This is a genomic window from Pseudomonas sp. AC255, from assembly GCF_979258175.1.
Genome location: NZ_OZ409841.1, coordinates 4926340 through 4950155 on the forward strand (window position 1 = coordinate 4926340; position 23816 = coordinate 4950155).

A 23816-nucleotide genomic window follows, 5' to 3' on the forward strand; every position below is an offset into this window, starting at 1 on the left:
AAGCCAGCTCCCACAGGATGTGTGGTGTACACAAAATATGTGAACGACCGAGTCACTGTGGGAGCTGGCTTGCCAGCGATTGGCGCGCAGCGCCGGCCATGCTCAGGTATTGGCTGGCGGTTTGCGCAACAGGCTGAACGCCATCGCCCCGAGAAACACCACACTGAGCAGCAACACTGCCCACAAGCCGAACTTCTTCCAGTTGGTCCCGGCCACCGCAGCCGTCGTCGCCGCCGAAGTTTGCGTGGCCTTCGCTTCGTCCTGCACCGTCGCCTTGCCCAGGCTCGCCAGCTTTTCTGGCTTGAAATCCGGAATCAACGTTGCCAGCGGCAGGTTCGCCGTTTTCACCGTGGCATTGCCCAAGGCCAGGCTGTACGGCCCTTCGCCCCGGGCGAGGAAGATCACTTGCGTGGCGCGCACCGCGTATTTCAGGTCCGGCGCCTGCTCACCCAACCCGCCGCCGCGCTCATCCACGGTCAGCTTGAGTTGCTGCACGGTCTGCCCGGACAGCGGGATTTCGTTCTGGACCACGTCCTGATTGTTCTGGCTCAGGCGATACAGCAAACCGCTGCTCAGTGGCTGCCACGGCAAGTTGCTCTCGCGCCGGCCGGCCAACGTGACCGGCGCCAGACTGTTCGGCTGTTTCAGCTCGATCTGCACCCGCTCGACATTCAGCCCCATCGGCAACTGCCAGATGTATTCCCCGGACTTGGTGCTGCTGCCGGCCACGCTGGGCGACCAGACCAAAGGCAGCGGCAGGTTGCGCGGGTCGCTGCTTTTCAATTGCGCCGACGTCAGGACGGGCGCCGAACCCGGCGACTCCCACAGCAGGCGCACATAGCGCGCGGTCTGCCCCGGCAGGGTCACTTCGTGCTGTTCGATGCGCTCATCGGAAAAGGTCAGCCGTGCCACCTGGCCCTCGCCCCATGACTGCCAGTGCTGCAGATCGTCGCTGGCCTCGATGCTGAAACGCTGGAAACCGTCGCGCTCGCTGGTCCAGTCGAGGATCAACTGCTGCAACGGTGCCTTGATCGCACTGGCATCGAGCAGCCAGCCGCGCAGCACTTCTTCGCCCGCCTCCAGTTGCGAGGACGGTTGCACTTCGACCAGGGTGCCGTTGGTGGTCGACTGCACGCGCACATTCGGCGCGCGCTCGCTGGCGTCGGCGGCGTTGTACAGCGGGAACCATTTGACCTCGTGCAGCTTGCCGTCGTCGCGGGTCTGCGCCGATTCGCGAGCCAAGGCGTAGGCCTGCGCTTCGCCGGCGGCGTTGAACACACGCAGGTCGCTGAGATCGGTCTGGCGCGCCTGCAATTGCGCGCTCAGCGGCAAGTCGAGGCGATACCACGGGCCATTGCCGCTCACCGTCAACGGCACTTGCGTGGCGAAGTCCGCCGGTTTTTCCTGAGCACCAGCGACCATCACCACGCCCAGCGCCAACCAACCCAGATTCAGCATGCGACTCAAGATGCAACTCCTTCGGTTTCCGGCGCGGGTTTGTCCGCCGCCGGTTCAGCCTCGACGCGTTTGGGTGGCAGCGGCGCAAAGTAGCCGACCACCAGCAGCAACACGCCAACGCCGATAAACGAGACGATCCGGGCGAGGCCGCCACGGTTGCTCAGTTCGACAAAAATCAGCTTGGCCACCACCAGCGCGATCAGCGCCGCGCCGATCAGCCACACTTCGCGGCGATGGCGCAGATGGCCGCCGATCATCAGCCCCAGCGCCATCAACGTCCAGACGATCGACAGGCCGGCCTGCACCAGCATCGACGCGAGCAGTTGATCAAGCTCGAACGGGATGCCGGCCCAGTGATGCGCCGCGCGGGTGACCAGCGCGGTGCAGAAGGCGAACAGCGAAACCCCGGCGATCAGTTGCGTAGCCTTGTCGGCATGATCCTGACGGATCGACAGTTGCGCGACGGCGCTGCGCGACCAGGCATAAACGCCGAACAGCGCAAACAGCAGACCCAGCTCCAATGGGTTGAGCAGCGGCACGTAAGGCAATGGTTCGGCATTGCCATCGCTGACGCCATTGGCCAGCCAGAACCACGCCAGCATCAGCACCGCCAGCGGTGCCGCTGCGTACAAGCGGTACTCGCGGGCAAATGCGGACACCGGCCACGGCCAGTTGCGCGGTGCAGCCATCAGCAACAGATAGAGGCTCGGCAGAATCGCCCAGCCCAGCCAGCGCCACGCGTTGTACTGCTCGGACAACAACAGCAGGCCGTAACACAACTCCAGCGCCAGCACGCCAATCAACAGCCAGCAACCGAACACATGGGCCGCGCTCAATGCGCGCGCCGGCAACAGCGAAGCCAAGCGGCGCAGGCTGAAGTAATGCACCGCGAACAGCGCCGGCCACGCCAGCCAGCCGAAGTCGGCAGCCGGGTGATAGCGTGCATGCCACGCGCCGAGCAGAATCAGCGCCGCCGCCGGAATCAGCAAAGTGCAGAGCAAGCCCAGCGCCGGCCATCTCAGGCGCAACGACAACACCGTCCACAGCGCCCCACTGATCGCAGCGACCAGCAGCAACAATGTGCCTTGCAGGTTCGGCGAGGCGAAACGCAGGATCTCGCCGACCCACGCCAGCGTCCACCAACCGGCGCCCCAGACCAGCAGCACTTGCGACAAGCGCTGCAAACTCAAGGCATCAAAAGCCGTGGCATGGTTGCCCAATTGCAAGCGCCACGCGCCGATCAGCGCGGCCAGCCCCAGCACCAGCGGCGTCCAGAAGCCGCTATGGGCCAACGGTTTCAGTCCTTCGCTGGACAGCGGCCCGAGCCATTCGGGGCCGGCGAGCAGAAACGCTGCGCCGCCGACCACCTGCAACAGCAGCCCGAAAACGAAACTCAGACGCTGTTGCAGGTACAGGCTCAGCCAGATGATCAGCAAACCGCTGGCCGCCCACACCGCGCTCGCGGTTTGCCACGGCAGCACGAACAGCACCGCCAGATTGATCAGCACCAACCCCGCCAGCAACACCACCGACAAGCCGCGCAGCAGGCGCACATCGTCGCGCACCATCTCATTCCGCGCTGCCAGCAGCATGCCGCCAATCAAGGCCAGTCCGATCAAGGACGCATTGAGCAAACCGCTCCAGCCAGCGCTGAACACCGCCGCCGAATCTTCGCCGGCAGTTTGCAGGCGCAGCAGGAACAACGCGCCGCCCAGCAACTGCACGGCGAACGCGGTAAACAGGAATGTGCGTGATTGAATCCGCAAGCCCACGAACAAAGTCGCCAACCCGGCCAAGGCCCAACTGATTGCCGTGCCCTGGATGAACAGGAACAACGGTGCCAGCAGATAAAGGAACGTCAGGCCCAGACACGCCAGCAGCGGCAGGCCTTGCCTTTCCCACGGCGATGTCTGCTCGGGCGTAGCCTTGCGCAGTTGAAGGAAACTGAACAGCAGCGCGGCGCCAAGCATCAGCGCGCCCAGCGGTGCGCCGTCGAGCAGGCTGCTCTCGCCGGGCTGCAACTGGCTGAGAAACGCCAGTGCCGAACCCAGTTGCAGCAGTAAGGCAAAGGCCCGGGCAAACGGTCGATGCTGACGCAACCCGAGCCAGAAAATTCCTGCGCCTTCCACGGCCCACGCCGCAGACGTCCAGCGCGCATCGAGCCCCAGCGGAATCGCCAGGCTGGCAAAAATCACCCCCAGCGCCAGGCAGGTTTCGCCCAGCAGCATCGCGCGCCCGCCCATCAAAACTTTGGCCAGCGCCATATAGATCATGCCCAGCGCCAAGGCACTGAACGCTGCCGCAAATTCGAGGTGCTGGACCAACGCAAACTGCAAACCGAAGCCAATGATCGGCGGGCCGAACAGCAGGGTGCCGTCGACATAATCACCCTTGCGGGCCGACCATTGCAGCAGCGCCTCGCGATCAGCCTCCGCCGGAGCATCCTGCAGGTCGCGCAATTTGCGCCGGGCGAACAGCAGGCCGATGGCGAGGTACATGAGGAAAAACACAATCAGGAACGGCTCGGTGCTCCACAGCAGTTCCGGGGTGTAGGAACGCAGACCCCAGGCGAAACCGATACCGAAGGTGCCGACAAAACCGATCAGGTTGAGCAGGCGCCAGGCCTTGAACCAGGCGATGGAGAGAATGCCGGCGTTGAGCAAGGCGAAATAACTGAAAAGTGCGACGTGATTGCCTTCGCCGGTAGAAGTCAGAATCGGCGCGGCGAAACCGCCCAACGCTGCCGCTGCGGCCAACCCCAGTGCATCCTGAGTGATCGCCAGAATGGCCGAGAACACCGTCACCGCGACCAGCAAACCGAGTGCAGCGGACGGATCAAGCAACGGATGCAGACGCATCGCCGCAAACACCGTCAGGTACAACACCGCGATCCCGGTGCCTTGCAGCATCAATGCATAGTTGCTGTTGCGTCGGCGCAGCCACCAGCCCAGCGCAAGCAAGGCGAACGCCGCTGCCGCAACACCGGCGTAACGCAACTCGATCGGCACCACCATGCCTTCGGTGGCGTAACGCAGTAAAAACGCCAGACCGAAAAACAGCAGCGCCACACCGACGCGCAGCACGGTGTTGCCGCCAAACAGCCAGTTGCGCGCAGCGCTGATGCCGCGCTCGATCAGGTTCGGGCCACGGGGTTCGGCGGGTTTTTGCGTTGGTGCAACGGGAGCCGGTTCGGCGCGCCAGACATCGGCCGGCAGCGGCTGGCTGGTTTCGCGGGCGACGGCGGAGATCGGTTCGAGTTCGGGGGGCAGTTCCCAGATCAGCTCAGTGGTCGGGGCAGCCTGCTCAGCCATGTCGACGGGTGCGGCGACTGGCTCGGCTTCAGGTGACGGCGCGGGCGCATGCGAGGGCGAACCCTCCAGCACAAACAGCCGCTGAGCCACGCCTTGCAAGGCTTCGCGCACCTGCTCGAGTTGACGCTGCTGCTCCGCCGCCTGCGAGCCAAGGCGCGCGATGCGCAGCATCTGGCCGATGACCAGCCCCAGCAGCGCACCCAACAGCGCGCCACTGAACGACTCGTCGAGCAGTCCACCGAGCACCAGCCCGATCAACATGAACATCCATTGCATGGTCGATATCCCTAAGGAGCCCCGGGGCGGGGCGAGTCCGGCGATGGCTTCAGTCTAGGCACAAACCGTGTGGGAGCGAGCCTGCTCGCGAAGGCGGATTGTCAGCCAACATTTCTGTTTAAGTCGACGATCGCTTCGCGAGCAGGCTCGCTCCCACAGGGTACGGCGGTGATTGATGCCTTTTAACCGGCGCTCAGTATATCGATCCGGCCCAACAAACGTTGGGCCTTGCGCAGATTTGTCGGGGAAAGTTACTCCAGCGCTTTCCAGATATCCGTGGCGTACTCGCGAATCGTCCGGTCGGAAGAGAACCAGCCCATCCGCGAGGTGTTGAGCACCGCCGAACGCCACCAGTTCTGCGAGTCGTGCCAGTGCGCATCGACACGCTTCTGCGCTTCCCAGTAGGAATCGAAGTCGGCGCAGACCAGAAAGCGGTCATAGTCGATCAACGAGTCGATCAGCCCGGTATAACGCGAGGTATCGTCCGGCGAGAACACACCGCTGCGAATCGCTTGCAGCACATCGTTCAAACGATGGGAGGCGGCGATGTCGGGTACGGCGCTGAACTCGTGGTTCTGCTTGCGCGCTTCAACCTGTTGCGCGCTGAGACCGAAGATGAACATGTGCTCGGCACCGATGCGCTCGCACATTTCCACGTTGGCACCGTCGAGGGTGCCGATGGTCAGCGCGCCGTTGAGGCCGAACTTCATGTTACTGGTGCCCGACGCCTCGAAACCGGCGGTGGAAATCTGCTCGGACAAATCCGCCGCCGGAATGATGCTTTCGGCCAGGCTGACGTTGTAGTTGGGCAGGAACACCACTTTCAGCAGGCCGCGCACGGTCGGGTCGTTGTTCACCACCCGAGCGATGTCGTTGGTCAGTTTGATGATCAGCTTGGCCTGGTGGTAACTCGCCGCCGCTTTACCGGCGAAGATCTTCACGCGTGGCACCCAGTCGACTTCCGGCTCGGCACGAATCGCCTGGTACAACGCCACGGTGTGCATCAGGTTGAGCAACTGACGTTTGTACTCGTGAATACGTTTGACCTGCACGTCGAACATCGCTGCCGGGTTGACCGCGATCCCGAGGCGCTCGTGAATCAGATAGGCCAGCGCCTTCTTGCTGTGCAACCGCTGCTCGGCGAAGGCTTTGCGGAAGGCGGTTTTCTCGGCGAACGGTTCAAGTTCGAGCAGGCGCTCTTCGGGATGGTCGAGCACATCCGGGCCGAGAGCGTCGATCAGCATCGAGGTCAGTTCCGGGTTGGCCTGATACAGCCAGCGGCGGAACGTGATGCCGTTGGTTTTGTTGTTGATCCGCTCCGGGTAGAGCTTGTGCAGTTCGGCGAATACGGTTTTGCGCATCAACTGCGTATGCAGACCGGACACGCCGTTGACGCTGTGGGAACCGAGGAACGCGAGGTTGCCCATGCGCACCCGGCGGCCGTTGTCTTCTTCGATCAGCGACACCGCGCGCAGCACGTCGAAGTCGTGAATGCCCTTGGCCCGCAGCGAATCGATGTGCTGCGCGTTGATCAGGTAAATGATCTGCATGTGCCGTGGCAGCATGCGTTCCATCAGCCCGACCGGCCAGGTTTCCAGTGCTTCCGGCAGCAGCGTGTGGTTGGTGTACGACAGCGTGTCGACGGTGACTTGCCATGCTGCGTCCCACGCGACGTCGTAGACGTCGACCAGTTGGCGCATCAGCTCGGCCACTGCAATCGAGGGGTGAGTGTCGTTGAGCTGGATCGCCGCGTGATCACCGAGGGTCAGCACCGAGGTGTGCATGTTGCGGTGACGGCGCAGCAGATCCTGCAGCGAAGCGGCGACGAAGAAGTATTCCTGACGCAGGCGCAGCTCTTGCCCGGCTTCGGTGCTGTCGGCCGGATAAAGGACGCGGGAGATACTCTCGGCGCGGGCCACTTCCGCCACGGCGCCCAGGTGGTCACCGGCGTTGAAGCGTTCCAGGTGCAGGTCTTCCATGGCGCGGGCACGCCACAGGCGCAGAGTGTTGACGCTCGCTCCGCGCCAGCCGACCACGGGCGTGTCATAAGCAATTGCGCGCACGGTTTCCGCCGGCGACCAGACCTGACGAGTCTTGCCGGAGGCATCGGTGACGGTTTCGACGCTGCCGCCGAAGCCGATCGGGTACGCCACTTCCGGCCGTTCGAATTCCCAAGGGTTGCCGAAATCCAGCCAGTGTTCGGTCTGCTCCTGTTGCCAGCCATCGACGATCGCCTGACGGAACAAGCCATGCTCATAACGAATGCCATAGCCATGGCCGGCGATGCCGAGGGTCGACATGCTTTCCATGAAGCACGCCGCGAGCCGACCGAGGCCGCCGTTGCCGAGCGCCGCGTCAGGCTCCAGCAAGCGGATGCGCTCCAGATCGACGCCCAGTTCGGTCAACGCTTCACGGGCGACGTCGAGCAGCCCAAGGTTGCTCAGGCTGTCGTAGAGAAGGCGGCCGATGAGAAATTCCAGCGAGAGGTAATAAACCCGCTTCTGGCCTTTGCGGTAGATCTGCCGGGTGTGGTCCATCCAGTGTTCGACCATGTGATCACGCGCAGCCAGGGCAATGGCTTCGAACCAGTCATGGTCGAAGGCGTGATCGGGGTCTTTGCCCACGGCGTAGGTGAGTTTGGTCAGGACGGCGTCGCGGAACGCGGCCACCTCTGCTTCGCGAACTAGTGGTTCTTGAGTCATCAACAGGACCTCGAGCGAGCGGGAATTTTCTGAGCCTAGACGGTCTGACCGGCGGTAACGGCTCTGGTTCGGCAGTATTTGCCCGGACTGTGCAGCAGTCCGACATAACCTTGGCGGATGAACCAATGAATGCAGGGGCCGTGCCGTCCTGTCGGGCAAATTGCAGTCGTTGCGAAAATATCCGGCGAAAGGTTGTTCAAAATTCCACCGCTCCCGGTATGATCGCGCGCCCTGATGCATACACGCCTGGTAACTCCCGATGATGAAGCCCAACCTGATCGCCGCCGCCGAGATTGATCGTCTCGATACGTGGGCCAAATACTCGGCGCCGATGTGCGGCTCGTGCATGTCCAGCTGCTGCACGCTGCCGGTCGAAGTGAAGATCAAGGATCTGGTGCGCATCGGTGTGGTCGACGAGTTCGAACTGGGCGATCCGCCAAAGAACATTGCCAAGCGTCTGCAAAAGGAAGGTCTGGTCGAGCGCTTCAATCAGAAGTCGGGAATCTTCACCCTCCAGCGCATGAGCAACAACGATTGCTATTACCTGGATCGTAAAACGCGCCTATGCACCATTTATGACAAGCGCCCGGACACCTGCCGCAACCACCCGAAGATCGGGCCGCGGCCGGGGTATTGCGCGTACAAGCCGAAAGAAGTCGAGCGGGTGCAAAATTTCCGGGCCATCGACAAATTTTGATCGCTGGTGAAGTTTTCGGCGGCTGATCGGCCGCTTTCGCGAGCAGGCTCGCTCCCACAATAGAGATCAGTGAACACGGATTTTGTGTGCACCCGAAATCCCCTGTGGGAGCGAGCCTGCTCGCGAAAGGGCCAGTGCAAACACTGCATAAACGCCAGACAAACAAAAACGCCCCGGTCTCGCGACCGGGGGCGTTTTCTATTCCAGGGCTGAATTACGCCTTGGCTTTCTTGGCAGCGCGGGTACGCTCGCTTTCGTCGAGGATCTTCTTGCGAAGACGGATCGACTTAGGCGTAACTTCGCACAGCTCGTCTTCCTGGATGTATTCCAGAGCCTGTTCCAGGGTGAAGCGAACAGGTGGGACCAGAGCGATGGTTTCGTCTTTACCCGAAGCACGCATGTTGTCGAGCTTCTTGCCTTTGGTTGGGTTGACACCCAGGTCGTTGTCGCGGCTGTTCTGACCAACGATCTGACCGTTGTAGATCTCCTGGCCGTGTTCTACGAACAGCTTGCCACGAGCCTGCAGGGTTTCCAGCGAGTAGGTCAGAGCCTTGCCGGTTTCAACCGAAACCAGAACGCCGTTCTGACGGCCGGACATGTGGCCCGACTTCACTGGAGCGTAACGGTCGAAGATCGAGGTCAGGATGCCAGCACCGTTGGTCAGGGTCAGGAACTGGTTACGGAAACCGATCAGACCGCGAGCAGGGATGTTGTATTCCAGACGAACACGGCCCTTGCCATCCGGCACCATGTTGCTCAGGTCGCCCTTACGCAGACCCATCTCTTCCATGACCTTGCCCTGGGATTCTTCAGGGATGTCGATGGTGACGTTTTCGAACGGTTCCTGCTTCACGCCGTCGACTTCACGGATGATCACTTCAGGACGGCCCAGGGCCAGCTCGAAGCCTTCGCGACGCATGGTTTCGATCAGTACCGAGAGGTGCAGCTCACCACGGCCGGAAACCTTGAACTTGTCAGCCGAGTCGCCTTCTTCAACGCGCAGTGCAACGTTGTACAGCAGCTCTTTGTCCAGACGATCCTTGATGTTACGGGAGGTCACGAACTTGCCTTCTTTACCGCAGAATGGCGAGTCGTTTACCTGGAAGGTCATGGAAACGGTTGGCTCGTCAACGGTCAGCGGCTTCATCGCCTCGACGGTGTTGATATCGCACAGAGTGTCCGAGATGAACAGCTCGTCGAAGCCGCTGATGCAGACGATGTCGCCAGCTGCTGCTTCGTCAACGTCGATGCGGTGCAGACCGTGGTGACCCATCAGCTTCAGGATACGACCGTTGCGACGCTTGCCGTCGGCGCTGATAGCGACAACCGGGGTGTTCGGCTTGACGCGACCACGAGCGATACGGCCAACACCGATAACACCCAGGAAGCTGTTGTAGTCCAGAGCGGAGATCTGCATCTGGAACGGGCCGTCACGGTCAACGGCCGGAGGCGGAACGTGGTCGACTACTGCCTGGTACAGCGGAGTCATGTCTTCCGCCATGGCGGTGTGGTCCAGACCGGCAATACCGTTCAGGGCCGAAGCGTAAACAACCTGGAAGTCCAGTTGTTCTTCGGTCGCACCGAGGTTGTCGAACAGGTCGAAGATCTGGTCCAGAACCCAGTCCGGACGCGCGCCTGGACGGTCAACCTTGTTGATGACCACGATTGGACGCAGGCCGGCTTCGAAAGCCTTCTTGGTCACGAAACGGGTTTGCGGCATAGGGCCGTCTTGAGCGTCAACCAGCAGCAGAACGGAGTCGACCATCGACATTACGCGTTCAACTTCGCCGCCGAAGTCGGCGTGGCCCGGGGTATCCACGATGTTGATGTGGTAGCCGTTCCAGTTGATGGCGGTGTTCTTCGCCAGAATGGTAATACCGCGCTCTTTTTCCTGGTCGTTGGAGTCCATCACGCGCTCGTCGTTGAGCTCGTTGCGCTCCAGGGTGCCGGATTGACGCAGGAGTTTGTCTACCAGGGTGGTTTTACCGTGGTCAACGTGGGCAATGATGGCGATGTTGCGTAGATTTTCGATCACTTGTGTATCTCGATCAGAGGATTCGGTTTGCTGACAAGTCATGGCAGCGATTAGCAGTAGTGTCCGGCATGGCCGTTACAGCTTGACGGCGGTGTCGGGGGGCCGGTGACGCAGGCCACAGGCAAACAGCCCCGGGCACTTAGCTCGGTCGATAAACGCGCACATTGGCATGCCCCTCACTGAGCAAATGGTGGGCATGCAGGCGACTCATCACGCCTTTGTCGCAATACAGCAGGTACTGGCGAGTAGGGTCCAGTTCCTTGAAACGTGCGTTCACTGCATAGAACGGCATCGTCTGTACCTCTATGCCGGCGAGCTCCAGCGGGTCATCCTCGGCGGCATCCGGGTGGCGGATGTCGATCACGATCTGACCGGCCAGCGCTTCGCTGACTTCTTCAATCTGCAAATCCTGGCCCAACTCGTCGATTACCCGATCGATCGGCACCAGTTTGGCGTTGGCGAGCGCACGCTCGAGTACCGCCATGTCGAATTCTTTCTCTTCGTGCTCAACCCGGCCACGCTTGGCGGCGGTCTTGGGGTTGACCGAAATCACGCCGCAGTATTCCGGCATGTGCCGGGCGAAATCGGCGGTGCCGATCTCGTTGGCGGTGTCGATGATGTCCTGCTTGTGCGCGACGATCAGCGGCCGCAGCACCAGCTTGTCGGTCACGCAGTCGATCACCGACAGGTTCGGCAGCGTCTGGCTCGACACCTGGGAGATCGCTTCACCGGTCACCAGTGCATCGATGTGCAGGCGTTCGGCGATCTCGGACGAGGCGCGCAACATCATACGCTTCAAAACCACGCCCATATGACTGTTATCGACTTTGCCGAGAATTTCGCCCAGCACTTCCTCGAACGGCACACTGACAAATAGCACGCGTTGCGAGCTGCCGTACTTCTTCCAGATGAAGTGCGCGACTTCCATCACGCCCAATTCGTGGGCACGCCCGCCGAGATTAAAGAAGCAGAAGTGCGCCATCAGGCCGCGACGCATGATCTGGTAAGCCGCCACGGTCGAATCAAAGCCGCCGGACATCAATACCAGCGTCTGCTCCAACGCGCCGAGCGGGTAGCCGCCGATGCCGTTGTGCTGGCTGTGAATCACGAACAACCGTTTGTCGCGAACTTCGATACGGACTTCGATTTGCGGTGCTTTAAGGTCGATTCCGGCCGCACCGCACTCACGACGCAGCTTGCTGCCGACGTATTTTTCCACGTCCATCGAGCTGAAGGCATGCTTGCCTGCGCGCTTGCAGCGCACCGAGAAAATCTTCCCGGCCAGTGCATCGCCGTAGTGCTGTTTGCACTTTTCGGTGATGTCGTCGAAGTCGCCCAGCGGGTACTCGTCGATCTGCAGAAAATGCGCGATACCCGGCATGCAGGTCAGGCGCTCGCCCATCTCTTTCAAGGCTTTGGGGTCGGTAACGCGGGTTTCCAGCTCGAGATTGTCCCACACGCCGTTCACCACCACGGCCGGGTCCAGGTCACGGAGCACGGTGCGGATGTTCTTGGCCAACTGGCGGATGAATTTCGTCCGGACAGGTCGGCTTTTGATGGTGATCTCGGGGAAGACTTTTACGATAAGTTTCATGAAAACAGCGCGCGAACGGCCAGCCGAAAAAGGGGGCGCGGATTATAGCGGAAATTGCTCAAGGTTTAACCAGTTAATGTGCAGAAGGTTTTGCTTGCACCAAAACAGGTCATTTCTGAATTTAAACGCAACATTAAGGGGCGGGATTTGTCGATTCAGAACCTCGCACGCCTTAATAAGCGTGAATTTGGGGCAAAAAACCCATGCTGGGGCACTGGCATGCAATTTGCTCCCTTGTGAGGCAGGTTGCCTTGGCAGAGTATTCGCGCCGGCATCACCATTATTAAGGGCATCCACTACCCGCCCTAATTCACCCGGAGGACACTATGTCGAAGTCGGTTCAACTCATCAAAGATCATGACGTCAAGTGGATTGATCTGCGCTTCACGGACACCAAAGGCACTCAGCACCACGTGACCATGCCGGCTCGCGATGCGCTGGATGACGACTTCTTCGAAGTCGGCAAGATGTTCGACGGTTCCTCCATCTCCGGCTGGAAAGGCATCGAAGCCTCCGACATGATCCTGATGCCGGTCGACGAAACTGCCGTGCTCGATCCGTTCACCGAAGACCCAACCCTGATTCTGGTGTGCGACATCATCGAGCCTTCGAGCATGCAGGGCTACGATCGCGACCCACGTGCGATCGCCAAGCGCGCCGAAGAGCACCTGAAAGCCACCGGTATCGGTGACACCGTATTCGCCGGTCCGGAGCCTGAGTTCTTCATCTTTGACTCGGTCAAATTCAAGTCGGACATCTCCGGCTCGATGTTCAAGATCTACTCCGAGCAAGGTTCGTGGATGTCCGACCAGGACATCGAAGGTGGCAACAAGGGTCACCGTCCAGGCGTGAAAGGCGGCTACTTCCCGGTTCCACCGTTCGACCACGACCACGAAATCCGTACTGCCATGTGCAACGCACTGGAAGAAATGGGTCAGTCGGTTGAAGTTCACCACCACGAAGTGGCAACTGCCGGCCAGAACGAAATCGGCGTCAAGTTCAACACCCTGGTGAAGAAGGCTGACGAAGTTCAGACCCTGAAATACGTTGTGCACAACGTTGCCGACGCTTACGGCCGCACCGCGACCTTCATGCCGAAGCCACTGTACGGCGACAACGGTTCGGGCATGCACGTACACATGTCGATCTGGAAAGACGGCAAGAACACCTTCGCAGGTGAAGGCTATGCCGGCCTGTCCGATACCGCTCTGTACTTCATCGGCGGCATCATCAAGCACGGTAAGGCCCTGAACGGCTTCACCAACCCGGCGACCAACTCCTACAAGCGTCTGGTGCCAGGCTTCGAAGCTCCGGTAATGCTGGCCTACTCGGCGCGCAACCGTTCCGCTTCGATCCGTATTCCTTACGTGTCGAGCCCGAAAGCCCGCCGTATCGAAGCACGCTTCCCGGATCCGGCTGCCAACCCGTACCTGGCTTTCGCAGCTCTGCTGATGGCCGGTCTGGACGGTATCCAGAACAAGATCCACCCAGGCGATGCCGCCGACAAAAACCTGTACGACCTGCCGCCTGAAGAGGCGAAAGAGATTCCACAGGTTTGCGGCAGCCTGAAAGAAGCCCTGGAAGAGCTGGACAAGGGCCGCGCGTTCCTGACCAAGGGCGGCGTGTTCTCCGACGACTTCATCGACGCTTACATCGCGCTGAAATCGGAAGAAGAAATCAAGGTTCGCACCTTCGTACACCCACTGGAATATGAGCTGTACTACAGCTGCTGATCCGGTAGCGCTGCGTAAAGCGGCGTGACAAAAGAGGCCTCCTTTGGGAGGCCTTTTTTATTGCCCGGCGCAACGCATTTTCCATGTGGGAGCGAGCCTGCTCGCGAAGGCGGTGGGTCATGGATCGTTTGATCGTTCCCACGCTCCGCGTGGGATGCAGCCCGTGACGTTCTGCGTCACTGGACGCGGAGCGTCCCAGGAGGCATTCCCACGCAGAGCATGGGAACGATCCGTGTTTTGGCTACCAGTCTTTTCAATTCCAGTTATTAACGGTTTTGGCCAACCGCCCCACCTGTCCTATGCTGCTACCCACAGTTTCCAACCCCGGTCGATTTCATGGGTCGCACGCTTCTCTACATTCTGCTGCTGATCGCCCTGCCCGCCGCCGCGCAGATCTACAAGTACACCGACGCCAACGGCAACACGGCGTACAGCAATCAGCCGCCGGACGGCGTGCAGGCGCAACCGGTCGAGCTGCCGCCGCTCAATCGGGTCGAGCCGCAAGCACCGAGTGCGCCGCAAGCACCCACCGCAGAACAACCGCAACCACCGCGCAACGCCTATGAAATCCTCGAACTCGCCGGCCTGCCCACTGACGAGGCGCTGCGCGCCAACAACGGCACCTTCACGGTCAATGTTCTGATCAAGCCGCGTCTGCAACCGCCGCATCAATTAAGGCTGCTACTCGACGACCAGCCCTATGGCCAGCCGAGCAACGTGCCGGTTCTGCAACTGGTCAACATCGATCGCGGCGAGCATCGCCTGGCCGTGCAAGTGATCGACGGCCAAAGCGTCGTTCAGCAGAGCCCGCCAGCGGTCTTCACCGTGCAACGGGTAAACACGCCATGATCCGCGCGGGGCTGGCACTCATTCTGGCGCTGATGTCGACGTACACCTTGGCGGAGGTCTTTACCTATGTCGACGCGCAGGGCAACCGCGTCTATACCGACCAGCCACGCGCCAACGCCAAGCGAGTGCCGATCGCGACGAGCAATCGCATGGCTGTCCCTGCCAACACCGCAGCACCGATCACCACAGCGAAAAATCCGCCGAACCAGCGCCCTTTCACTACGACATGCTGCGCATTCTGATCCCGGAGCCCGATGCCACTCTGCGCAGCAGCGCCGGCGAGCTGATCGTCAGCGTCACCAGCGAGCCCGGCCTGCAAAGCGGCCATCGTTATCGCCTGCTGCTGGATGGCAAGGCCACTGGCGAGCCCGGCGTCAGCCCGGTATTTGCGCTGAGCAATATCGATCGCGGCAGCCACAGCCTTTCGATCGAAATCCTCGACGCCGCCGGGCGTACCGTGGAACGCACCGCCAATCAGCCGTTCCACATGCTGCGCATTTCCCTGGCGCAGAAACGTCAGGTCAAACCCTGCGTTGCCGACGACTATGGCGTGCGCCCGGAATGCCCGCTCAAGGACAAACCTGAAGAGCCGAAAAATCCATTCCTGCGCTTCTTTTAACCTCCGCCAGCCGCGCGCACTCTATTGGTGCACTAAACTGCATCTCGCCCACAACCCAACCCATTTTGGTTCGAAACTTCCCGTTTGAGCTGGCTTCGTGCCATACAAACGCGCGTCAAACGCCTGTTTCAGGGGTTAAACGCTTCTTTTCGGAGCCTTGGTTTGGTTTTTGCATTTTCCCGACATCAGCGCTTTGTTCTCGCGCACGCCTTGCTCCAAAAGGGGTCCAGATGACCATAAGCGACGCTATTCACCGTTTGCTGCTCGACAACCTGACCACGGCGACCATCCTGCTCGACGCCGAATTGCGCCTGGAGTACATGAACCCGGCAGCGGAGATGCTGTTGGCCGTCAGCGGTCAGCGCAGCCACGGCCAGTTCATCAGCGAGCTGTTCACCGAATCCCCCGAGGCGCTCAATTCCCTACGCCAGGCGGTCGAGCAGGCGCACCCTTTCACCAAGCGTGAAGCGATGCTCACCGCCCTCACCGGCCAGACGCTGACCGTGGATTACGCGGTCACGCCAATCCTCAGCAACGGCGAGACTTTGCTTTTGCTTGAAGTGCACCCGCGTGATCGCCTGTTGCGCATCACCAAGGAAGAGGCGCAGCTGTCCAAGCAGGAAACCAGCAAGATGCTGGTGCGCGGCCTCGCCCACGAGATCAAGAACCCTCTTGGCGGCATCCGTGGCGCAGCGCAATTGCTGGCCCGCGAGCTGCCGGAGGAAAGCCTGCGCGATTACACCAATGTGATCATTGAAGAGGCCGACCGCCTGCGCAATCTGGTCGATCGCATGCTCGGCTCGAACAAACTGCCGTCGCTGGCCATGTGCAACGTCCACGAAGTGCTCGAACGCGTCTGCCATCTGGTCGAAGCCGAAAGCCAGGGCTGCATCACCCTGGTGCGCGATTACGACCCGAGCATTCCCGACGTCCTGATCGACCGCGAGCAAATGATTCAGGCGGTGCTGAACATCGTGCGCAATGCGATGCAGGCCATCAGCAGCCAGAACGAGCTGCGCCTGGGCCGCATCAGCCTGCGCACCCGCGCCATGCGCCAGTTCACCATCGGCCACATCCGCCATCGTCTGGTGACCAAGATCGAGATCATCGACAACGGTCCCGGCATTCCGGCGGAACTGCAGGAAACCATTTTCTTTCCCATGGTCAGCGGCCGCCCGGATGGTACCGGGCTGGGTCTGGCCATTACCCAGAACATCATCAGTCAGCACCAGGGCCTGATCGAGTGTGAGAGCCATCCAGGCCACACCACCTTCTCGATCTTCCTGCCACTGGAACAAGGAGCCACATCGACATGAGCCGTAGTGAAACCGTGTGGATCGTCGATGACGACCGTTCTATCCGTTGGGTCCTGGAAAAAGCCTTGCAGCAGGAAGGCATGACCACCCAGAGCTTCGACAGCGCCGATGGCGTGATGAGTCGTCTCGCCCGGCAGCAGCCGGACGTGATCATTTCCGATATCCGCATGCCGGGCGCCAGTGGCCTGGATCTGCTGGCGCGGATTCGCGAACAGCACCCACGGCTGCCGGTCATCATCATGACCGCTCACTCCGATCTGGACAGCGCTGTCGCCTCCTATCAGGGCGGTGCTTTCGAGTACCTGCCCAAGCCATTCGACGTCGATGAGGCGGTATCGCTGGTCAAACGCGCCAATCAACATGCCCAGGAACAGCAGGGCCTGGAAGTGGTGCCGGCGCTGACCCGCACCCCGGAAATCATCGGCGAAGCGCCGGCGATGCAGGAAGTGTTTCGCGCCATCGGGCGCCTGAGCCACTCCAACATCACCGTGCTGATCAACGGCGAATCCGGTACCGGTAAAGAACTGGTGGCCCACGCCCTGCACCGCCACAGCCCACGCGCGGCCTCGCCGTTCATTGCCCTGAACATGGCGGCGATCCCCAAGGATCTGATGGAATCGGAACTTTTCGGCCACGAGAAAGGCGCGTTCACCGGCGCGGCAAACCTGCGTCGCGGTCGTTTTGAACAGGCGGACGGCGGCACGCTGTTTCTCGATGAAATCGGCGACATGCCGGCGGACACCCAGACCCGTCTGTTGCGCGTGCTGGCCGATGGCGAGTTCTACCGCGTCGGCGGCCATGTGCCGGTCAAGGTCGATGTGCGCATCATCGCTGCGACACACCAGAATCTGGAAACCCTCGTCCACGCCGGCAAGTTCCGCGAGGACTTGTTCCACCGCCTCAACGTGATCCGCATCCACATCCCGCGCCTGTCGGATCGTCGCGAAGACATTCCAACCCTGGCCCGGCACTTCCTCAGCCGCGCCGCGCAGGAATTGGCGGTCGAGCCGAAGCTGCTGAAAAGCGAGACCGAGGAATACCTGAAAAACCTGCCGTGGCCAGGTAACGTGCGCCAGTTGGAGAACACCTGCCGCTGGATCACCGTCATGGCCTCCGGTCGCGAAGTGCACATCAGCGACTTGCCACCGGAACTGCTCAACCTGCCGCAGGATTCGGCGCCAGTGACCAACTGGGAACAGGCCCTGCGCCAATGGGCCGATCAAGCCCTGGCTCGCGGCCAGTCGAGCCTGCTCGACAGCGCAGTGCCGGCGTTCGAGCGGATCATGATCGAGACGGCACTGAAGCACACCGCAGGACGTCGGCGTGATGCGGCGGTGCTGTTGGGTTGGGGGCGGAACACCCTGACGCGCAAGATCAAGGAACTGGGGATGAAGGTTGATGGTGGGGATGATGATGAGGGGGAAGAGGGTTAAGTCTCCGGTTCTGCGCTGAACCCATTCGCGAGCAGGCTCGCTCCCACAATTGAAATACGCTCCTCTGTGGGAGCGAGCCTGCTCCGGGCGGCGCTCCGACGAAGCTTTTGGCGCCAGCATGCACCGCATCAATGCACGATGACCCGGGATCGCGCAGAGCCATATCGCCACCCCCGCATCTGAAAGTGCCGAAAAACCCAGACTTGAAATAAACGAAAGCCCCGTATTCCGGGGCTTTCGCGTTTTCGAAGCATTTTTTGTTACAGCAAATCAAAACCTGGCACGCCGCCTGCAATATCTATCTCAGGTGATTCGATTCACCACCCGTTTCGGGGACCTTGGTACAGGCAGGCCGGGGATTCCCCTCTTTACACCGGGCTCGCAGCGCAAAGCGGCGAGCCTACCCTTTTGGGATCCTTGGTACAGGCAGGCCGGGGGTTCCCTCTTTACACCGGGCTGACGCTGCAAGCGAAGCCCATGCTTTTGGGAACCCTGATACAGGCAGGTCAGGGATTCCCGCTTTTACACCGCAATGCGTCCCGCCCCTATTCGAACCTGGGGCGCTCGGGCACATGATGTGGGGGCTGGTTTTGCCATGTCGGGTCAAACCTCCTTACTTCCTCCTCCAGCCTGTCCAGCATTTTCCCCGGGCTGGGTTCAGTAGACGCAATGTTCAGCAAACTTTCTTGCTCACCTACGCTGGCCTTTTGGAAGCTTTCAATAAACGACCAGAACCGGCGCTGCAAAAGCAGACGCTCAACCTGAAATTCCGGCGTACGCACCAGATTTCTGAGTTGTTTGATCATTGCGGGGTTCGCTTGAAGGACAAATGAATCCCACAGGGCAGACTTTTCAGCGCGTTGCGTTTGGGGGACATGGTGCAGCCATGGACTGTCCGCCAAATCAGCCTCGATTCTCCCAAGCCACAGATCGGTACCCGTCTGCCGACGTGCAGCTATCAATCGTCGAAGAGAAGCGGGGTCGGCAATCGGACTGCCAGTCAGGTCAAACCCTTTTCTCAGCTCAATGGTTTCGGGAATGGCTCTGATCGCGGTATAGGCCAGATTCAAACGTGTCCTGGGAATATCGGATGTCACGCCGTCCGGGAATTCTCTTATACGAGTTCGGTGGAGATCGACTTCCCGCAACGCCGTCATTCCCCGCAGTGAGGGCGCCACAGCCAGCCGACTTTCCGACAAATTCAATATCTCCAGCCGCGACGGACCGTTCTGCAAACCAAGCCCGGGCGGCGGCGAGGTTATGAACGTATTGGCCAGATTCAACTCTCGCAATCCGGACATGCGAGTCACATCAGGTGCTTCTGTCAAATCGGGATTATGGTACAGGTCAAGCACCTCCAACCGTGACGCCACGGGCCATTGATCCAGCCCGACAGGGGGACGACTCAAACCACAGGAACGTGCGCGCAAGACCCGCAACTCGCTCATGCCACGCACTGAAAAAAGCGGCCAGATACTGCAGTGCGTCAGGCTCAACTCCCGCAAACGGGTCAATCGCGTGAAATGCTCAAGGCCGTCCGACGGGAGCCATAGTCTGGCTTCCTGCATCGTCAGGACTTTCAACGTCGGGAGTTTATCGATTTCGGCCAACAGTTCATGACACTTGCCATTGAATCTGCGGATTTCGAGGGTTTCAATGTGGGAAAGCATCGAGAACAATTTTCCCAGACTTTTCGAAGGACTTCCTTCCAGGCCTAGAGATACGACGGATCTGAGCGGAACGGAACAACCCGGTAGCGCCAGATTGCGCCGACTTCCCAGGTCGAGCTCCAGCTTGAAACCGACCAGCCGCCCGTCGCGGTAGACTTTTTCCGAATGCTCTCCCTGCCATTTGAACAACCGACGCACGTTGGCCCCTATTGCCAGCCGGCGCCTGCGTTCGGCAATGTCCAGGCCTTTGTAACCCGTCTCCCAGGCAGTGATCTCACGGTTCAATCGAGGAAACTCCAGCTCAAGCCGCTTGAGTTCGACTTCTGCCACACCCGCTTCCCCATACCTTGCGATGAAATCATCGGCATGTTGATCCGTCGCATCAGCAAAATAGCGTCTGACCAGTGCCCGTGTGGTCGCAACCAGAACCGGCGGCTGTCCCCCGGAGGGACCTGCGCCGGTGAGCCAGGGGCGGTGAAAGTTGAACGGGTTGGCAGGTGCTTGAGCAGCGCCATCCATCCCACCGCGCAAACCTGTGAGGATGCAAACCCAGGTGTTCTGCTCGCTGCGGGTGATCGCCAGGGTTCCACCGCCCAGGCTGGCGCGGTAAATGTTCGCGCTGTCGGCAGCGACGGGATCATTGGGTTTGACCAGGCGCCAAACCCTGTATTCCGGGCGGGAGGCATCCAGATCCTGCATCACCTGATACGCCTGCTCATGGATGACCACATAGAGTTTGCCATCGTGACGTATCACGCCGTCGCTGCCCGATTGTGCGCCACTGACATCCAGCCCGGCATGAAAGCCATCCAGGCTTTGGGCGGTCAGGGGGTTGGTGCGGGTGCTGAAGTCGCTGTGCGGATGCCAGATGCCGCTTTCGCTATCGCGCAACATCCATGGGCCGGAAGGATACAACTCGCCGGGATGTCGAGCGCGATACCATCCCGTATCCGGATCAGCTGCGACGAGAATGAGGCCACTGCCAGGGACGTCAACATAACGGCGATTTTTGTACAGCCTGAAGCCTTCGCCATCAGCGTCAGGCAATTCGGTGGTTGATGTTATCCGGTAAGTCTCCAGCGACCGGTGTATCACAGGAGAGATGGCAGCAACCTCCGGTGCCGGGCGAACCTCGACCACCGGCGCCGACAGGATCGTATTCGGGCCTGCGTCGTCGCCAGGTTTGGTGCTAAGCGACTTCAGATCATCGAGACCAGCCCAGGGGACCGTGCCATCGCGGACGGGCATATCCGCCGCTGTGAAATCCTTGTCCGAGCTTCGCTTCGGGAACGTGTGGACATCCTTATCAACGTGGGTGCTGCCCCCGCGAGGTGGTTTTAGTGGCATGTTTTTCATCCTTGAAAAGTCGCCCCGCCATTCATGCTCAGGCGGGGGGTCGGCATCCTGCCGGTTAGCTGGGAAGGCCAACGATAGCCTGCGTAAACGTTGACGCGCAGCGGAAAAACAGACGGCTCCGGTGGGAAATGACGCTAGCAAATGTGGGAATGGCAGGGCAGGCCGAACGTCATCAGCCTGCGCTTTTGTGCAGGGGTGATGATGCCGGCATCGTGCCGCCTGCGGTTTGCACCCCCTATGCAAGCCGCGGCCGCTTGGGCAAATGATGCGGGGGCTGGTGCTGCCAGGTTGAGTCGAACTTCGTCATTTCCTCTTCGAGCCTTTCCAGCATTTTTCCGGGACTGGACTCCGTTATCGCGATGTCCCGCAAAGCGTCTTGCTCACCAAGACTCGCCTTTTGGAAATGTTCCAGAAACGCCCACACCCGACGCTGCAGAAGCGGCCGCTCAACCTGAAACTCAGGCGTTCGGACCAGCTCTCTGATTTTGCCCATCATGGCAACATTCGTCTGATCGATTAACGAGTCCCAGAGGGAAATCCGGGCGGCGCGTTGCGCCTGTGGAACATTGTGCATCCAGTGGTCTATGACCAGATGGCTCGAAGCTCGTCCCAACCAGATGTCCGTACCTGTTTGCCGACGTGCAGCAATCAACCGCCGAAAGTAGACAGGATCGGAAATCAACGTGCCGGTAAGGTTGAAACCTTCCCTGAGTTCAACAGCTTCGGGGATTGATTCGATCCGGGTATAACTCAGATCCAGACGTGCTCGGGGAACCTCGGAGTTCACGCCGTCCGGGAAAGTTTTTATCGCGGTATGGCTCAGGTCAACCTCCAGCAATGCCGACATTGCGCTGAGCGACGGCGCCACAGCGAGTGGGGTGCTGGATAAATTCAAGACCTGGAGTCGCGAAGGACCGCTCTGCATGCCAAGCCCGGGTGGCGGCGCGGATATGCGGGTATGGGACAGATCCAATACTCGCAATTCGGACATCTGGGTCACATCAGGCGGATGTCGCAGTTCGGGATTGTGGTACAGATCAAGCACCTGCAACCGTGACGCCACGGCCACCTCATCCAATCCGAAAGGCAGACGGAGCAAGCCACAGGAACGTGCGCGCAATACCCGTAACCCGGTCATCCCTCGCACTGAAAGATCGGGCCAGATACCACAGTTGATCAGGCTCAACTCTTCCAGCCCGGTCAATGTGGCGAAGTGGTCGAGGCCTGTCGACGACAGCAACAGACTGCTTTCACGAATTTCCAGGACTCTCAACTGTGGGAGCTTGTCGAGTTGGGCAAGCAATTTCTGGCCGTCGATTCTGCGTGTTTGCAAGGTGTCCATGCGCGGGAACATCGACAACAGATCTCCCAGATTCCTAGAGGTGCGTCCCTCCAGGCCAAGAGACACAACAGATCCGAGTCGAGTCGAAAAAACCGGAAGGGCGAAATTCCCCCGCGCGCCCAAATCCAGTTTCAACCTGAAGCCGATCAGCCGGCCATCCCGGTAGACTTTTTCCGAACTGTCGCCCTGCCACTTGAACAATCGACGCACGCTGGCACCTATTGCCAGTCGCCGAATGCGCTCGGCACTGCTGTCACCCCTGTAGGCAGTCTCCCACGCAGTGACCTCACGGTTGAGTTGAGGAAACTCAAGCTGTAGCCGTTTGAGCTCCACCTCAGCCGCACCTGCCTCAGCAAATCGGGCAATGAAATCATCGGCATGCTGATCGGTGGAGTCGGCGAAATAGCGTTTTACCTGCGCCCGCGTGGTCGCGTCTGCAACCGCCGCTTGCCCCCGTGAAGGGCCGGAGTCAGTGAGCCAGGGGCGATGAAAGTTGAACGGATTGGCACCTGCAGCCTCATTGCGCTGCATGCCCCCGCGTAAACCAGGAAGGATGGAAACCCAGGTATTGCGCTCGTTCCGGGTAATGGCCAGCGTCTCACCGCCGAGGCTGGCGCGATAAATGTTTGCGCTGTCGGTGGCGCCGGGATGACTGGGATCAACCAGACGCCAGACCTTGTATTCCGGGCGAGACGCAGCAAGATCCTGCAAAACCTGATACGCCTGTTGATCAATGACCACGTAGAGCTTGCCAGCGTGACGTACCACGCCGTCGCTGCCGGGGGCGACGCCGCTGAGATCCAGCCCGCTGCGAAATCCCTGCAAACCCGCAGCGGTCAGAGGATCGGTGCGTGCGTTGAAGTCGTTGTGCGGATGCCAGAGGCCGCTGCGGCTATCCCGCAACATCCATGGACCGGTGGGCAGCAACTCGCTGGGGAGTCGAGCGCGATAAAATCCGCTGTCCGGATCCACCCCTACCAGAACGATGCCGCCGCCAGACACATCCACATACTGACGTTTTTTGTACAGCCTGAAGCCGTCACCGTCAGCTGCCGGCAGTCCGGCCGGTGATCGCATTGCGTAACTGTCCAGCGACCTGGCGATGACGGGAGGACTTGGATTGGTGTGCGGCGCAGCGCGAACCTCGACCATCGGCGTCGGCAAGGTCCTGTCCGCGCCGACAACATCGCCCGGCAAGCTGCCCCGCAGCTTCGGATCATCGCCGCGAACCCAGGGGGCGGTGCCATTGAGATCGGGAGTGCGCACCAGTGCGAAATCCTTGTCCAGACGTCGGGTCATGGCCGGGTGAACATCCGTGTCCACGCGGGTGCTGCCACTGCGGGGTGGTTTTACTGGCATGTTTTCATCCTTGAAAGTCGTCCCTGGCATTTATCCCAGAGACGATGGGGGGTGGCATTGCTGTTA

12 protein-coding genes and 1 pseudogene are annotated in these 23816 nt (G+C 60.4%); 6 read left to right on the plus strand and 7 right to left on the minus strand.

Going from position 1 to position 23816, the window contains the following annotated elements; all coding sequences use genetic code 11:
- Window positions 1-102 precede the first annotated feature (102 nt).
- The 3 genes from ACZZ0K_RS22215 to ACZZ0K_RS22225 all read right to left on the minus strand — a co-directional run bounded on the left by ACZZ0K_RS22215 (window position 103) and on the right by ACZZ0K_RS22225 (window position 7747).
- Complete coding sequence (locus ACZZ0K_RS22215; RefSeq protein WP_252879275.1) at window positions 103-1467, minus strand: DUF3999 domain-containing protein; 1365 nt, start codon at window positions 1465-1467, stop codon at window positions 103-105.
- Entirely contained in the window at window positions 1464-5045 is a 3582-nt protein-coding gene (locus ACZZ0K_RS22220; RefSeq protein WP_258707473.1) for a DUF2339 domain-containing protein, read from the minus strand. Before ACZZ0K_RS22220 ends, ACZZ0K_RS22215 begins: the two co-directional genes overlap by 4 nt.
- A gap of 251 nt (window positions 5046-5296) precedes the next feature.
- The gene (locus ACZZ0K_RS22225; RefSeq protein WP_041477535.1) at window positions 5297-7747 is read right to left on the minus strand and encodes a glycogen/starch/alpha-glucan phosphorylase; all 2451 of its coding nucleotides are present in this window, start codon (window positions 7745-7747) and stop codon (window positions 5297-5299) included.
- 259 nt (window positions 7748-8006) lie between these two features.
- On the opposite strand from ACZZ0K_RS22225, the gene ACZZ0K_RS22230 reads away from it, so the two are divergent.
- Window positions 8007-8444 (plus strand): YkgJ family cysteine cluster protein, encoded by a 438-nt coding sequence (locus ACZZ0K_RS22230; RefSeq protein ID WP_016772101.1) that lies wholly within the window; start codon window positions 8007-8009, stop codon window positions 8442-8444.
- Between the two features lie 214 nt (window positions 8445-8658).
- Here ACZZ0K_RS22230 and typA read toward each other — a convergent pair whose 3' ends face one another.
- Both typA and thiI read right to left on the minus strand, forming a co-directional pair.
- Window positions 8659-10479: a translational GTPase TypA gene (gene typA, locus ACZZ0K_RS22235; RefSeq protein ID WP_016772102.1), complete on the minus strand. Its 1821-nt coding sequence runs from the start codon at window positions 10477-10479 to the stop codon at window positions 8659-8661.
- A 139-nt stretch (window positions 10480-10618) separates the two neighbouring features.
- A complete protein-coding gene (gene thiI, locus ACZZ0K_RS22240; protein ID WP_024011233.1) occupies window positions 10619-12073 on the minus strand; it encodes a tRNA uracil 4-sulfurtransferase ThiI in 1455 nt (484 codons plus the stop codon).
- Window positions 12074-12399: 326 nt separating this feature from the next.
- On the opposite strand from thiI, the gene glnA reads away from it, so the two are divergent.
- The 5 genes and pseudogenes from glnA to ntrC all read left to right on the plus strand — a co-directional run bounded on the left by glnA (window position 12400) and on the right by ntrC (window position 18023).
- Window positions 12400-13806 carry a type I glutamate--ammonia ligase gene (gene glnA / locus ACZZ0K_RS22245; protein WP_016772104.1) on the plus strand — a complete coding sequence of 469 codons (1407 nt, stop codon included), beginning with the start codon at window positions 12400-12402 and terminating at the stop codon, window positions 13804-13806.
- Window positions 13807-14142: 336 nt separating this feature from the next.
- Entirely contained in the window at window positions 14143-14655 is a 513-nt protein-coding gene (locus tag ACZZ0K_RS22250; protein WP_463559345.1) for a DUF4124 domain-containing protein, read from the plus strand.
- Window positions 14652-15274: pseudogene (locus ACZZ0K_RS22255) on the plus strand (DUF4124 domain-containing protein). The gene ACZZ0K_RS22250 and the pseudogene ACZZ0K_RS22255 overlap by 4 nt, the downstream one beginning before the upstream one ends.
- Before the next feature lie 230 nt (window positions 15275-15504).
- Window positions 15505-16590 carry a nitrogen regulation protein NR(II) gene (glnL, locus tag ACZZ0K_RS22260; protein ID WP_024011230.1) on the plus strand — a complete coding sequence of 362 codons (1086 nt, stop codon included), beginning with the start codon at window positions 15505-15507 and terminating at the stop codon, window positions 16588-16590.
- The gene (gene ntrC / locus ACZZ0K_RS22265) at window positions 16587-18023 is read left to right on the plus strand and encodes a nitrogen regulation protein NR(I) (RefSeq protein WP_016772108.1); all 1437 of its coding nucleotides are present in this window, start codon (window positions 16587-16589) and stop codon (window positions 18021-18023) included. Before glnL ends, ntrC begins: the two co-directional genes overlap by 4 nt.
- A 545-nt stretch (window positions 18024-18568) precedes the next feature.
- On the opposite strand, the gene ACZZ0K_RS22270 is transcribed toward ntrC, so the two are convergent.
- Together ACZZ0K_RS22270 and ACZZ0K_RS22275 are read right to left on the minus strand one after the other, a co-directional pair.
- On the minus strand, window positions 18569-21040 hold the full coding sequence (locus ACZZ0K_RS22270; RefSeq protein WP_463559346.1) for a leucine-rich repeat domain-containing protein: 2472 nt from the start codon (window positions 21038-21040) through the stop codon (window positions 18569-18571).
- A gap of 244 nt (window positions 21041-21284) precedes the next feature.
- On the minus strand, window positions 21285-23750 hold the full coding sequence (locus ACZZ0K_RS22275; RefSeq protein WP_463559348.1) for a leucine-rich repeat domain-containing protein: 2466 nt from the start codon (window positions 23748-23750) through the stop codon (window positions 21285-21287).
- Window positions 23751-23816: the final 66 nt, after the last annotated feature.